General features: G+C 73.3%; 8 protein-coding genes. 5 read left to right on the forward strand and 3 right to left on the reverse strand.

Annotation, left to right across the window (positions count from 1 at the left end; translation table 11 throughout):
- Genes solA through AB0B40_RS19940 form a run of 5 tightly spaced genes read left to right on the forward strand, consistent with a single transcriptional unit; the run spans nucleotide 1 to nucleotide 6,888 of the window.
- Entirely contained in the window at nucleotides 1-1,170 is a 1,170-nt protein-coding gene (gene solA / locus AB0B40_RS19920; protein ID WP_362264762.1) for an N-methyl-L-tryptophan oxidase, read from the forward strand.
- Complete coding sequence (locus tag AB0B40_RS19925) at nucleotides 1,167-2,312, forward strand: aromatic ring-hydroxylating dioxygenase subunit alpha (protein WP_362264764.1); 1,146 nt, start codon at nucleotides 1,167-1,169, stop codon at nucleotides 2,310-2,312. Before solA ends, AB0B40_RS19925 begins: the two co-directional genes overlap by 4 nt.
- Nucleotides 2,305-3,771, forward strand: a complete 1,467-nt coding sequence (locus AB0B40_RS19930) for an aldehyde dehydrogenase family protein (RefSeq protein ID WP_362264765.1) — start codon at nucleotides 2,305-2,307, stop codon at nucleotides 3,769-3,771. Before AB0B40_RS19925 ends, AB0B40_RS19930 begins: the two co-directional genes overlap by 8 nt.
- Nucleotides 3,772-3,790: 19 nt before the next feature.
- On the forward strand, nucleotides 3,791-5,341 hold the full coding sequence (locus tag AB0B40_RS19935) for an amino acid permease (RefSeq protein WP_362264767.1): 1,551 nt from the start codon (nucleotides 3,791-3,793) through the stop codon (nucleotides 5,339-5,341).
- Nucleotides 5,338-6,888 carry a GMC family oxidoreductase N-terminal domain-containing protein gene (locus tag AB0B40_RS19940; protein ID WP_345059024.1) on the forward strand — a complete coding sequence of 517 codons (1,551 nt, stop codon included), beginning with the start codon at nucleotides 5,338-5,340 and terminating at the stop codon, nucleotides 6,886-6,888. Before AB0B40_RS19935 ends, AB0B40_RS19940 begins: the two co-directional genes overlap by 4 nt.
- 72 nt (nucleotides 6,889-6,960) lie before the next feature.
- On the opposite strand, the gene AB0B40_RS19945 is transcribed toward AB0B40_RS19940, so the two are convergent.
- Genes AB0B40_RS19945 through AB0B40_RS19955 form a run of 3 tightly spaced genes read right to left on the reverse strand, consistent with a single transcriptional unit; the run spans nucleotide 6,961 to nucleotide 14,090 of the window.
- Nucleotides 6,961-11,613: a hypothetical protein gene (locus AB0B40_RS19945; protein WP_362264770.1), complete on the reverse strand. Its 4,653-nt coding sequence runs from the start codon at nucleotides 11,611-11,613 to the stop codon at nucleotides 6,961-6,963.
- Between the two features lie 37 nt (nucleotides 11,614-11,650).
- On the reverse strand, nucleotides 11,651-12,529 hold the full coding sequence (locus tag AB0B40_RS19950) for a hypothetical protein (protein ID WP_345056383.1): 879 nt from the start codon (nucleotides 12,527-12,529) through the stop codon (nucleotides 11,651-11,653).
- A gap of 31 nt (nucleotides 12,530-12,560) precedes the next feature.
- A complete protein-coding gene (locus AB0B40_RS19955) occupies nucleotides 12,561-14,090 on the reverse strand; it encodes a hypothetical protein (RefSeq protein WP_345056385.1) in 1,530 nt (509 codons plus the stop codon).
- Between the last annotated feature and the right edge of the window lie 96 nt (nucleotides 14,091-14,186).

A 14,186-nucleotide genomic window follows, 5' to 3' on the forward strand; every position in this document is an offset into this window, starting at 1 on the left:
TTGTCACCGTCTTACGACGTCATCGTCATCGGACTCGGCGGCATGGGCAGCGCCGCCGCCCACCACCTGTCCGCGCGCGGCGCCCGCGTCCTCGGCCTGGAGAAGTTCGGCCCGGTCCACAACCGCGGCTCCAGCCACGGCGGTTCGCGGATCACCCGGCAGTCGTACTTCGAGGACCCCGCGTACGTGCCGCTGCTGCTGCGCGCCTACGAGCTGTACGAGGAGCTGGAACGGGCCACCGGCCGGGACATCGCCGTCCTCTGCGGTGGCGTGATGGTGGGCCCGCCGGACTCCCGGACCGTCTCCGGCGCACTGCGCTCGGCGAGGCAGTGGGACCTGCCCCACGAGGTGCTGGACGCGAAGGAGATCCGCCGCCGCTTCCCCACACTCGCCCCGGACGACGGCGAAGTCGCCCTGTACGAGGCGAAGGCGGGCCTGGTCCGTCCCGAGAACATGGTCGCCGCACACCTCCAGCTGGCCACCCGGCAGGGTGCGGACCTGCACTTCGAGGAGCCGATGGTGCGCTGGGAGCCGTACCGCGACGGGGTGCGCGTGCACACGGCCGAGAACACCTACACCGCCGCCCGGCTGGTGGTCTGTCCCGGGGCGTGGGCACCACGGCTGCTCACCGGCCTCGGAGTGCCGTTCACCATCGAACGGCAGGTCATGTACTGGTTCCGGCCGAAGGGCGGCACCGAGCGGTTCCGGCCCGCGCACCACCCGGTCTACATCTGGGAGGACGCGGCCGGCGTCCAGGTCTACGGCTTCCCGGCCATCGACGGCCCCGGACAGGGCGCCAAGGTCGCCTTCTTCCGCAAGGGGCGGGAGACGACGCCGGAGAGCATCGACCGGACGGTGCACGAGCACGAGATCCAGGCCATGGCGGAGCACATGTCCCGCTGCGTCCCGGATCTGCCCGGCACCTTCCTCAAGGCCGCCACCTGCATGTACTCCAACACACCGGACGAGCACTTCGTGATCACCCGGCACCCCGCGCACCCGGAGTCGGTGACCGTCGCCTGCGGTTTCTCCGGGCACGGGTTCAAGTTCGTGCCGGTCGTCGGCGAGATCCTGGCCGACCTGGCACTGACCGGTTCCACCGCGCATCCGATCGGCCTGTTCGATCCCGCCCGCCTCGCCGCCGCGCCCGCCCGAGGAGCCCGCCCGTGACGACGACCCCGACCTCCCCGAGCCCCGTCTCCCCCAGTCTCATCGCGACGCTTCCCGGCCGCTACTACACCGACCCGGAGGTCTTCCGGCAGGAGCAGGAGAAGCTCTTCGAGTCCCTCTGGTGCTGCGCGGTGCGCAGCGCCGACCTGGACAGGCCGGGTGCCTTCCGCACGGTCCAGGTGGGCCGCGAGAACGTCATCGTCACGCGGACCCGTACCGGCGAACTGCGCGCCTTCCTCAACGTGTGCCGGCATCGAGGAGCGCGACTGTGCACCGAGGAGGCCGGCGAGGTGCGGCGCAGCCTGCAGTGCCCGTATCACGCATGGACGTACGACCTTGACGGCAAGTTGATCGCCGCGCCCAACTTGATCAAGATGCCCGACATTGATCGCGTCGAGTACGGGCTGATCAAGGTGGCCCTGCGTGAATGGCTGGGCTATGCCTGGGTGTGCCTCGCCGACGAACCGCCCTCCTTCGAGGACACCGTGATGCACGCGGCCGTGGAACGGCTCGGCGACGCCGCCGCCATCGCGCACTACGGCACCGAGCGGCTGGCCCTCGGCAGGCGCGTCACCTACGACGTGAAGGCCAACTGGAAGCTGATCGTCGAGAACTTCATGGAGTGCTACCACTGCGCGACGATCCACCCCGAACTCACCGAGGTGCTGCCAGAGTTCGCCGACGGCTACGCGGCCCAGTACTACGTCGGGCACGGCGCGGAGTTCGGCGAGGGGATCGAGGGCTTCACCGTGGACGGCAGCGCGGGGTTCGCCAGGCTCCCCGACGTGACCGCCGGCCAGGACCGCCGCTACTACGCGATCACGGTCAAGCCGGCCGTGTTCGTCAACCTCGTCCCCGACCACGTCATCCTGCACCGCATGTTCCCGCTCGCCGAGGACCGCACGCTGGTGGAGTGCGACTGGCTGTACGCACCGGAGGTGGTGGCCTCGGGCGCGGACGTGTCGAAGTCCGTGGAGCTGTTCCACCGGGTCAACGTCCAGGACTTCGAGGCGTGCGAACGCACCCAGCCGGCGATGTCCTCGCGCGCGTACCGCGGGGGCGGGGTGCTGGTCCCGAACGAGCACCACATCGGCATCTTCCACGAGTGGCTGCTGACCTCGCTGGGAGAGAGCCGTGCCTGACCTCTTCATCGACGGCACATGGCGCGGCGCCCTGGACGAGCGCACCCGCGAGATCCGCTGTCCGGCCGACGGCTCCCTGGTCGGGGTCGTGGACGAGGCCGGCGGAAAGGACACCGTGGAGGCCGTCGCGGCGGCCCGGCGCGCCTTCGACACCGGGCCCTGGCCACGTACGCCGGCCGCCGGGCGCGGTGAGCTGCTGCAGCGGGTCGCCGGCCTCCTGGCCCGGGACAAGGACGCGCTGGCCCGCGCCGAGTCCCTGGACACGGGCAAGCGGCTGGTGGAGAGCGCGTACGACATCGACGACGTCGTCGACTGCTTCCGCTACTTCGGGCGGCTGGTCGCGAGCGAGACCGGGCGGGTGATCGACACCGGGCGGGCGGACGTCGACAGCCGGGTGGTGTACGAGCCGGTCGGCGTGTGCGCCCTGATCACCCCCTGGAACTACCCGCTGCTGCAGACCGCGTGGAAGGTCGCGCCCGCGCTCGCGGCCGGCGACACGTTCGTGCTCAAGCCCAGCGAGCTGACCCCGCACACCGCGATCCACCTGGTCCGGCTGCTGGCCGAGGCGGGGCTGCCGCCGGGCGTGGCCAACCTGGTGCTGGGCGCCGGCCCGGAGGCGGGCGCCCCGCTCGCCGACCATCCGGACGTCGACCTGGTCTCCTTCACCGGCGGGCTGGAGACCGGCCGCCGGCTGATGGCGGCGGCGGCCGGCACGGTGAAGAAGGTCGCCCTCGAACTCGGCGGGAAGAACCCGAACATCGTCTTCGCCGACGCCGGCTTCGAGGCGGCCGTCGACATGGCGCTGACGGCGGTGTTCCTGCACTCCGGGCAGGTCTGCTCGGCCGGGGCCCGGCTGCTGGTCGAGGACGCCCTGCACGACCGGTTCGTTGACGAGGTCGTACGGCGGGCACGGCTGATCCGGCCGGGCGGGCCGTTCGACGAACGCGCGCGGACCGGTCCGCTGATCTCGGCGGCCCACAGGGCCAAGGTCGAGGCCTACGTGGCGCGGGGGCTCGCGGAGGGCGCGGTGCTGCGCTGCGGCGGTGCCCGCCCCTCCGGCCCCGGCTACGACGAGGGCTTCTACTATCTGCCGACCGTCCTGGACGAGTGCACGGGCGGCATGTCCGTCGTGCGGGAGGAGTCCTTCGGGCCGGTGCTGACCGTCGAACGGTTCACCACCGAGGAGGAGGCCGTCCGGCTCGCCGACGACACCGTCTACGGCCTCGCGGGCGCCGTGTGGACCGCCGACGAGGCCCGGGCCGCGCGGGTGGCGGGCCGGCTGCGGCTCGGCACGGTCTGGATCAACGACTACCACCCGTACGTGCCGCAGGCCGAGTGGGGTGGGTACAAGCAGTCCGGGTTCGGGCGTGAACTCGGGCCGGCGGGGCTCGCCGAGTACCGCGAGACGAAACACATCTGGCGCAACACGGCGCCGGCACCGCAGGGCTGGTTCGACTGACAGCCAGAGGAGTCCGCTCATGACGACCACCGAGCAATCGCCAGGACCGCACCGCGACGACGACACCGAACTCGCCGAGTTCGGCTACAGACCCGAACTCAAGCGCACCCTCGGGAACTTCCACACCTTCGCCGCCGGGATCAGCTACATCTCGATCCTCACCGGCACCTTCCAGCTGTTCTACTTCGGCTACGGCAGCGGCGGTCCGGCCTACTGGTGGTCGTGGCCGATGGTGTTCGCCGGCCAGTTCGCGGTGGCCCTGTGCTTCGCGGAGCTGGCCGCCCGCTATCCCGTGGCCGGCTCGGTCTACAACTGGTCCAAGAAGGTCGGCAACCCGCATCTCGGCTGGCTCGCCGGGTGGATGATGTTGATCGCGTCCATCGTGTCCATCTCGGCGGTCGCGCTGGCCTATCAGCTGACGCTGCCGCAGATCTCGTCCGTGTTCCAGTTCGTGGGGGACGGCACGGGCACGTACGACGTGGCGACCAACGCGGTCGTCCTGGCCGCCGTGTTGATCCTGTTCACGACGCTGGTCAACGCGTTCGGCGTCAAGCTGATGGCCACCATCAACACGGCGGGTGTGTTCATCGAGTTGATCGCGACCGTTGTACTGATCACTCTCTTCGCCGTCCACATCACCCGTGGTCCGCACGTCGTCATGCAGACGAACCACACCGGATCGGGGCACTCGACGGGGTACCTGGGCGCCTTCCTGGTGGCCTCACTGGCGTCGGCGTACGTCATGTACGGCTTCGACACCGCCGCCTCGCTCGGCGAGGAGTCCCTGGACCCCTCCCGGAACGCCCCGCGCGCGATCATCCGGGCGATCGTCGCCTCGTTCGTGCTGGGCGGCCTGGTGCTCCTGCTGGCGCTGATGAGCGTGTCCAGCCTCAAGGGCGACAAGCTGTCCACGGACGGCCTGCAGTACGTCGTGCTCGACGTGCTCGGCCCCACGGCCGGCAAGGCGATGCTGTGGTGCGTGCTCATCGCCGTCACGGTCTGCGCGCTGGCCGTGCACACCGCCGCGATCCGGCTGGCGTTCGCGATGGCCCGGGACAACAACCTGCCCGCGTCCGCGCTGATGGCCCGGGTCAGCCCCCGTTTCCAGACCCCCGTACTGCCGGCCGTGATCATCGGGGTGCTGGCGCTGGCCATCCTCGTGGTCAACATCCGCCAGCCGCAGATCATCACGGTCGTCACCAGCATCGGCATCATCATGATCTACCTCGCCTACCTGGGCGTCACCGCGCCGATGCTGGTGGCCCGGCTGCGCGGCAGGTGGCAGCCCGCGGGCGAGGGCAGGTTCTCGCTGGGCCGCTGGGGGCTGCTCGTCAACATCGTCGCGGTGGTGTGGGGCGCGGCCATGACCGTCAACCTCATCTGGCCGCGCGCCTCGGTCTACAACGCGTCCGCGCCGTACCACTGGTACCTGCGCTGGGGCGCGGTCCTCTTCGTCGCGGTCATCGCGGGCGGCGGCTTCGGCTACTACTGGCTCGTCCAGCGGCACCGCACCGGCGTGCTCGCCGAACACCGTCTGGAGTCCTCGTCCACTGCTCGGGAGGTCGCGTGAACGCCGACGAGTTCGACTACGTCGTGGTCGGTGGCGGCACCGCCGGCAACGTCGTGGCCGCCCGGCTCTCCGAGGACCCCTCGGTGACGGTGTGCGTGCTGGAGGCGGGCCCGAGCGACGTCGGCGACGACGACGTCCTCCGGCTGGAGCGCTGGATGGGGCTGCTGGAGTCCGGCTACGACTGGGACTACCCGGTCGAGCCGCAGCCCGCCGGCAACAGTTTCCTGCGGCACGCGCGCGCGAAGGTGCTGGGCGGCTGCTCGTCGCACAACTCCTGCATCGCCTTCTGGGCGCCCGCGGAGGACCTGGACGACTGGGCGGCCCGGGGGTGCACGGGCTGGAGCGCCGCCGACCTGTTCCCGCTCTACCGCCGGCTGGAGAACAACGACGCGCCCGGCGACCACCACGGCCGCACCGGTCCGGTGCGGCTGCGCACGCTCAAGGGCGGGGACCCGTGCGGCGCCGCCCTGCTGGAGGCGTGTGCGCAGGCCGGCATACCGACGGTCCCGTTCAACACCGGGAGGACGGTGGTGCGCGGGGCCAACTGGTTCCAGATCAACTCCGACGAGAACAACATCCGCCAGTCCTCGTCCGTGGCCTACCTGCACCCGGTGCTGGGCAGGCGGGCGAACCTCGACGTCCGCACCGGGGTGCGGGCCAAGAAGCTGGTGCTGGAGGGGCGGCGGTGCGCCGGCGCCGAGTACCTGGACCCCGGTCTGGTGCACACGCGCACGGTACGGGCCCGGCGCGAGGTGATCGTCTCGTGCGGCTCGATCGACTCACCCAAGCTGCTGATGCTGTCCGGCATCGGCCCGGCCGCCCATCTGCGCGAGACCGGCATCGAGGTGGTGGCGGACTCCCCCGGCGTCGGCGGGAACCTCCAGGACCACCCGGAGGGCGTGATCATGTGGGAGGCCCGGCAGCCCATGCCCACCACGTCCAGCCAGTGGTGGGAGGCGGGCATCTTCTACGACACCGAACCCGGCCTGGACCGGCCCGACCTGATGTTCCACTACGGGTCCGTGCCGTTCGACATGAACACCGCGCGCTGGGGCTACCCGACCTCCGAGAACGCCTTCTGCCTGACGCCCAACGTGACGAAGGCGAGGTCGCGCGGCACGGTACGGCTGCGGACGCGGGACTACCGGGACAAGCCCGAGGTGGATCCGCGGTACTTCACCCACGAGCACGACGTGCGGGTGATGACCTACGGGCTGAGGCTCGCGCGGAGGATCGCCGCACAGCCCGCGCTGAGCGGCTGGGCGGGCGCCGAGCTGGCGCCGGGGCCGGACGTCGCCACGGACGACGAGTTGCTGGACTACATCCGCAGGACGCACAACACCGTCTACCACCCTTCCTGCACGGTGAAGATGGGCGCCGAGAGCGACCCCTCGGCCCCTCTCGACCCGCGGCTGCGGGTCAAGGGGATAGAGGGGCTGCGGGTCGCCGACGGTTCGGTGATGCCGGACCTGATCGCGGTCAATCCGTGCATCACGACGATGATGATCGGCGAGAAGTGCGCGGACCTCCTGAAAGCCGACGCCTGACGGCCCGGTACCGAAAAGGCGTGGGGCGGCGCGGCCGGCCGGTGGCGGCCGCCCGCGCCGTCCCCGCGCCCCCTACGGGACGCTCGGCGCCGGCTTCCTGAACATCCGGGTCGCCGTGATCTCGCTGCGCACCGTTTCCCCGGCCTGGGGCTGCTGGGGCAGGCCGGGCCGCAGGTGCTCCTCCACGCTGATGTACTTCAGGCCCGCCCTGAGGTCGGCGTCATTGCGCAGCCGGATGACCAGCGGGAACTCGGCCAGCGCGGTGGTGTCGAACAGCCCGGTGGTGTACAGCAGCTGCACGCCCAGCGCGTCGGACACGGCCCGCTGGAGCTCCAGCAGGTACGTCGCGTTGGCGCGGCCGATCGGATTGTCCAGGAACAGGGTGCCGGCGTGCCGGTGCTTGTCCCGGCCCCGGTCGTTCGACCGCAGCGCGGCCATCGTGCAGTACAGGGCGATGGCGGCGGTGAGCAGCTGGCCGCCCGAGAAGACATCGCCCATCTGGCCGACGGGGACGCGTTCGGCGCGCAGGACGGCGTCGGGCTTGAGGATCTCGACGGCCACGCCCTTGGGCTGGAGGGCCGCGGCCACGCCCCGCAGCAGCAGGGACATGCCGTCACGGCGCAGGTCGGAGTTCTTCCGCACGGCCGCGCGGGTGGCCTCGTCGATGACCTCGCCGAGCCGTTCGGTGAGCGTCGCCTGGTCGGGCTCCTCGAAGCGGATGCGCAGGAACTCCTGCCCGGACCACTCCCCGAGCCCCTCCGGCAGCCGGGAGAGCCGCTGAGCGGACCTCAGGGTCGCCAGGGACGTCTCCACGAGGCCGCGCAGCCGGTCCACGATCGAGTCCCGGTTGCGCTCCAGCTGGGCCAGCTCGTCCGTCAGGACGCGCAGCCGGGGCGCGAAGGCGTCCGCCCACTTCTGGGCGTGCTCGGGCAGCGCGGAGGCGGGCAGTTCGCGGATCTGCTGCCGGGCCGGGGTACGGACCTGCTCGTAGCGCGTGGAGTTGGCGTGCCGGACGAGGACGTCGCTCGCCTCGCGCACGGCCGCCTCGGCGGCGGACAGGTCGGCGGCGCAGCCGCGCAGTGAGCGGCGGGCCTCCGCGGCGGAGTGCCGGGCCTCCTCCAGGGTGCCCGGGTAGGGCTCCGGCTCCTCCTGCTCCTCCTCGGGGCCGTGCTCGCGCAGCAGGTCGCGGAGCATCGCGGCGATCTCGTCGAAGCCGCCGGCCGCGTCCTCGGCGGCGCGGTGGGCGTCCAGCAGCTCCGCGTGCGCCTCGCGGGCCTCCGCCAGCGCCCCGGTACGGGCGGCGAGTTCCGCCGTGGCGGTGCGCAGCAGCACCTGGGCGTGCTCGGCGTCGCGCGGCAGGAGTTCCTCGGGCAGTCCGGTGTGCGTGTCGCCGCCCTCGGGCGCGTGCCGCTCCGCCTCGCCGCGCAGCCGGCCGAGCTGTTCGCTCGCGGTCGACATGCGGGTCTCCAGGAGCTGCACCAGCTCCTCCGCGCGCGCGGCGGCGGCCTGCCGGGAGGGCCCGTCGGAGCCGTCGGGGGACTGCAGCAGCTGCTCGGCGCGGGTGCGGACCTTGTTGCTGAGCCGGTCCAGTTCGGCGCGGGCGGCGCTCTCGTCGCTCTCCGCGCGGGCCTGCTCGGCGCGCAGGTCGGCGCCGACGCCGACCTTCTCGTACACCTGTGAGGCGGCCCGGTACGCCTCGCGCAGGGCGGGCAGGGACGACTTCGGGGCATCGGTGTCCGAGGCGGGTACGTCGTCGGGGGCGCCGGCGATCTCGGAGCGCTCGGCGCGCAGGGCGCGCGCGGTACGGCGGGCGTCGTCGGCGGCCCGCTGGGCGCCGCGGCGGTCCTCGTCGGCGGCGCGGGCGCGCTCCAGGCACGACTGGGCGCGGGCCTCGGACTCGGCGGTCTCGTCGGCGAGTTCGCGCAGTTTCACCTGCCAGCCGGCGCGCTCGCGCAGCCGGAAGGCGAGGCCGGCGAGGGCGTCGGCGGCGCGCCGGGCCTTCTGCGCGCTCTCCTGGCGCTCGTCGCGGATCTGTGCGGCCTCGGCCGCGACCTCGTCGGCCTCGGCGCGCACGGTCCGCGCCTCGGCGAGTTCGGCCTCGGCCTCCTCGGCGAACGCGCGGGTCTCCGCCGCGGCCCGGGCCAGCTCGGTGAGGCGCCCGGCGGGGCAGCCGGTGCGCCAGGAGGCGAGCCGCGCCGCCAGTTCGCGGTCCTTGCCGAGGCGGGCGGCGAGGGAGCGGATCTCCTCGTCGCGCGCGCCGGCCCGCGCGCGCAGTGCCTGCCGTTCCTCGTCGGCGGCGTGCTCGTCGTGCATGGCCGGGTTCGGCGGCACCAGGAACACGTCACCCGGGGTGGCGTCGGCGGCGGGGGGCGGGGCGAGCAGTGCGGCGGCGGTGCCGACGGCGACCGCGGAGCGCGGCAGCAGGGCGGCGTCACCGAGGGCCTCGCGGGCACGCGCGTGCGAGGCCGGGTCGGTGATGATCACGCCGTCGACCAGTTCGGGGCGGGCGGCGAGCACGCGCGCGTGGTCGGCCGGGTCGACGGCCTGCGCGAGGTAGCGCCAGCCGGGCAGTGCCGGGATGCCGTGCTCGCCGAGGAACTCCACGGTGGCCAGTACGTCCGGGCCGGGCGGCAGCAGTCCGCCGTCACCGAGGGCGCCGAGGATCCGGGAGTCGTCGGCGGCGGCCGTCCGCAGGTCGAACAGGTGCCGTTCGGCGGTGGACACGGCGTCGTCGAGGAGTTCGCGCAGCTCGTCGGCGAAACGGTCGAGTTCCTCGGGTCCGAGGGCGCCCTCGCCGACGGAGCGGGGAGTGCCCTCGGGGGCCGGGGTGCCGTCGTCCGCTCCCGTCCGGGGGCCGGGCACGCGGGCCGCACCGGGTGCGCCCGGCAGGCTCAGCAGTTCCGCCAGGCGCTCCTCGGCGGCCAGGGCCTCGGCGAGGCGCCGCTCGGCCTGGTGGGCCCGCTCGGCCGCCGTCGCCGCGTCGGCCGCGCGGGCCGCCGTCAGCTCCGCGCGGGACTCCGCGGAGGCGGCCTCGCGCGCGTGCTCGGTGGCCTTGCGGGCGGCCTCGCGGGCCGTGTCCCAGGCGGCCACCGCGGTCTTCTCGGCGTCGCTGGCGGCGAGCGCGGCCCGGGCCGGGTCGGCGTCCGGGGCGCTGTCGTCCAGCCAGCCCGCGCGGACCGCCTCGGCGGTCTCCTGTTCGACCTCGGCGAGCCGCTGGCGCAGGTGCCCGGCCTCGCTGCGGGCCCGCTGTGCCTCGGTGGCGGCGGAGGTGGAGTCCCGGTAGGCGCAGTCGCTGACGTCCTGGAGGGCGGCGGAACGCTCTTCCTCCTCGTTGGCGAGGGTCTCGGCGCTCTCGGCGGCGGCGTGCAGGGCGCGTACGAGGTCCATGGCGGCCTTGGCGCGGGCGGCGAGTGCGGGGGCCGCGTCCCGTTCGGCCTCCTGGATGGCGGCGGACACGCGTGCGACGCGGTCGGCGGCGGCACGGTGGCGCAGTACGACCTCGGCGGCCTGCCAGGCGGAGTGCAGGGTGCGGGCGTCGGCCAGCTCGCGCTTCTGCGCGGCGGCGGACTTCTCGGCGGCGGCGAGGGCCAGCGAGGCGTGCCGGTAGGCGAGTTCGGCGGCGATCAGGGCGCTGCGCTCGCGGGCGCCCTCGGAGTGCGTGACGGCGTACGCGGCGGCCGTCACCCGCTGGGCGAGGTCGGCGGCGCGGACCCGCTCCCGCACGGCCCGCGCGGTCAGCCGCCGGGCCAGCGTACGGGTACGGCGCTCGGCGCCCGCGTGGACGTCACGCGCGCGTGAACGCGTCTCCGCCGCCTCGACGATCCGGCCGAGCAGGTCGACCGAGCCGGCGGTGAAGTCCCGCTCGGCGATCAGCTCGGCACGCCGGCCCAGCTTGTTGCCGAAGCCGCTGACCAGGTCGGCGAGGCCGTCGGTGTCGCGGGTGTCGGTGACGGCGCGCAGCAGCAGGTCGGTGAAGTCGGAGTCCTTCTTGACCGCGAAGAGACCGGCCGCCTCGCCCTCGTCGGCGTTCATCTCGCGCTGGTAGCGGAAGAGTTCGGGGTCGAGGCCGAGATCGCCGAGGTGCTCGATCCACCGGTCGTGGATCTCCTCCCAGTGCACCTCCAGGTGCGGGTACGCCTTGCCCGCCTCCGTGAGCGCGTCGCGGAAGCCCTTCATGGTGCGGCGGCGGCCCTGCGCGCCGGACGTGCCCTCGGCGGGCGGCCGTACGGCGGTGGCCTCGGCGACGGGCAGGTTGTCCAGGCTCAGGCCGGGGCCGGGCCGGAAGGAGTACCAGGCCTCGGCGAACTTGCGCGGGTCGTTGGAGACCTGCCGTCCGCGCCACTCGCTGACCTTGCCGACGACCACGCACTCGCCGGTCTGTACGTGCTGCCACTCCAGGGCCACATGGCCGCAGTCGTCGGCGAGCAGGAACTTGCGCAGCACACCGGAGCTGGCGCCGCCGAGGGTGTTGCGGTGGCCCGGCAGCATCACCGAGAAGATCAGCTTGAGCAGGACGGACTTGCCGCCGCCGTTCTCCAGGAACAGCACGCCCGCGGGTGCGGGCCGGCGCGGCGGGCCGGACGGCTCCTCCGCGAAGAACTCCGCCTGGGTCGGCGCCGGGTCGGGCACGGGCTCGCCCACGCCCCGCAGGTCAAGCACGGTGTCGGCGTAGCGCGCACCGGCGGGACCGATGGAGTAGAGGCGGACCCGGGACAGCTCGTACATGGCGGACTCTCGTAAGTCTGGAGAACGGTGCGGTGGTTCAGGAGTGGAACGGCAGGCCGGCGTCGGCCACCAGGTCCAGGTCGTCGCTGTCCTCGGCGGGCAGCAGGGAGGCGGTGCCGTCGGTGACCGGGACGACGCCCAGTTCCAGCAGTTCGGCCAGGGCGGCGGCGCCGGCCATGTCGCGGACCTGGAGCTGGTAGCGGGCGGTGGTGCGGTACGTGCCGCCGCTGTCGTCGCCGGTGCGCTGCAGGAAGCCCGAATCGGTCAGGAAGGCCAGGGCCTTCGCCACGATGCCGGTGGTGGAGGCGGCCGGCCGGCGGGCGTCCTTGGTGGCGCCGGTGGCGCTGCGCCTGGCCCAGATGCGCCAGGCGGCCTCCAGACCGGGGGCGTCGGTGGCCGGGTCGGTGTTCTCGCCCTGCCGCGCGGCGCGCTCCTCCAGGCGGCGGCAGGCCTGCCGGACGAAGGCGTCGACGCCGTTGACGGTGACCCGGCCGATGTAGGAGTCGTCGGCCAGGTCCTCGGGGCGCGGGAACGCCAGCGCGGCGGCGGCGAGATGGGCGAGTCCGTGCAGGAAGCGGTCGCCGGAGTCGGCGGCGGTGCGACGCGCGTAGTCGCCCATGCGGACGGCGAAGACGGAGTCCTCGGCGGCGGTCACGGCCATTCCCGCGCGCGGGGACACCTCCAGCACGACGAGTCCGAGGCCGGCGGCGACGGCGTCCGCGAGCCGGGCGAAGGCGGGGTCGTCGCGGTGGCGGCGCAGCAGTTCCGTGTACTCCTGGTCGCGCGCGGGCGCCAGCTTCGGCTGCAGTCCGAAGGCGACGAGCCGCGCCGCGTCGGCGGCGTCGGCGGGGGTGACGGCGGAGCCGGCCGGTGCCGCGGCAGGCTCGGGCTCACTCCACTCGACGTGCTCGGTCACGGGTTCGGCTCCTTGTCGTGCTCTTGCTCGCTCATGCTGCTTCCGTCCGGTCCGCCGCCATACCCGCCGCGTCCAGCAGCGCGGTGCCCACGATCAGGTCGGCGCCGCCGAACTCGGGATCGTCCAGCTCGGTCCCGTCGTCGACGGCGAACAGCAGCTTCTGCTCGCCCTGCCGGTAGGCGGTGCCCACGGCGGGACTGGCCGCGTGGACGGCCAACAGCGCGACGAGATAGGCCAGATCGGGGTCGCCCGTCCGCCGGGCCTCGGCGAGCAGCCCCGACAGTCTGCGTGGCGCGTCCGCCGGCAGGTCGAGCAGTTCGGTCGCCGCGGCCAGCTGTTCGTCGCTGAACCGGCTGTCGTCCGGCGTCGCGATCAGATCGGGCTCGGGCATCTCCGCGCCCAGGTGCTCGCGTTCCACGGGCGGCGTCAGCAGTATGTCGACGAGGTCCGCCACGCGGACGGACACCGGGGTGCGCAGTCCCGTGCCGCGCGCGAAGAACGCGTCCGTGACCCGGATCGCCCGCTCCAGGGGCAGCGGCAGGGTGGGGGCGAGGAGATGGCCGTAGAGGTCCGTGCCGGACGTCGTGGCCGGTGTGGCGAAGGCCTGCCGGTCCTGTTCGGCGCGGAACAGCGGGCCCGCCTCCAGCAGGCGCGACTGGAGCTGGGTGTGGCGCCGGATGCAGTCCTTGACGATGTCGACCAGCTCGGCGGCGCGGCGCTTGTGCTCGGGGTCCTCGGTCTCGTCGCGGGCCTTGCGGATGTTGGTGAGGATGGCGTTCTCGTGGCGGTAGCGCTCCGCCACGTGGTCCAGGGCCTCGGTGATCATGTCGGGGACGGCGTTGAGCCAGTCGACCGCGCGGACGTTGCGCCGGGTGGCGTCCAGGGCCCGGCGGAGCGTCTCGGAGTACTGGACCGTGCGGTAGCGCGCCTGCTCGGCGGCGAGCTGGGCGTCGGCGAGCCGGCCGCGGTTGATCAGCACCTCCAGCTTGACCTCGGCGGCGATCTGGGCGCTGGTGACGTCCGTGTCGAGGGCACCGACCAGGACGTTGACCGCCTCGTCCGTGGTGCGCAGGTAGACCGTGCCGCCGGGGCCGGGGACCTCTTCGACGAGCTTGAAGTCGTAGTCACGGCGGACGTACGTGCCGTCGGGCGCGAAGGTGCCGTAGACGGCGCGGAAGCCGCGGTCGACGCTGCCGACGTTGATCAGGTTCTCCAGGACCCAGCGGGCCACGCGTTCGTGCTCGGCGGGGGGCCGGTGCGGAGCCTGGGCGGCGATGCGCGGGACCAGCCGGGCCACGATCTGCTCGTGGTCGGCGCCCGTGTCGAAGTCCATGTTCAGCGTGACCAGGTCGATGGCGGCCAGCGCCACCTCGGCCATCCCGTACACCGAGTACTCGCCGGCCAGGTTGGCCTTGCGTGCGTCCAGGTCGTGCAGCGGCGCGGTGCAGGCGAGCGCACGCAGCCGGCGCGCCAGCCCCTCGTCGGCGGCCGGGCCCGGCGCCGGGCGCGGCCCCGCGCTGAGCTGGGGCGGAACACTGTCCGTCGGTGCAGGGGAAGTCACGGTGGACAGATTAGGTCCTCGGTCTGACATCGGCCCAAACGACGCGGGCGGCTGCGCCGGGGGCCGGGCACCGCGGGCCGCCGTCCCGGGTACGGA

Source organism: Streptomyces sp. NPDC042638 (genome assembly GCF_040647235.1).
GTDB lineage: Bacteria > Actinomycetota > Actinomycetes > Streptomycetales > Streptomycetaceae > Streptomyces > Streptomyces rameus.

Excerpts from the sequence above, each read along its gene's own strand:
- AB0B40_RS19935 (WP_362264767.1), top strand. The coding sequence starts at position 3,791 with ATGACGACCACCGAGCAATCGCCAGGACCGCACCGCGACGACGACACC.
- AB0B40_RS19945 (WP_362264770.1), bottom strand. The coding sequence starts at position 11,613 with ATGTACGAGCTGTCCCGGGTCCGCCTCTACTCCATCGGTCCCGCCGGT.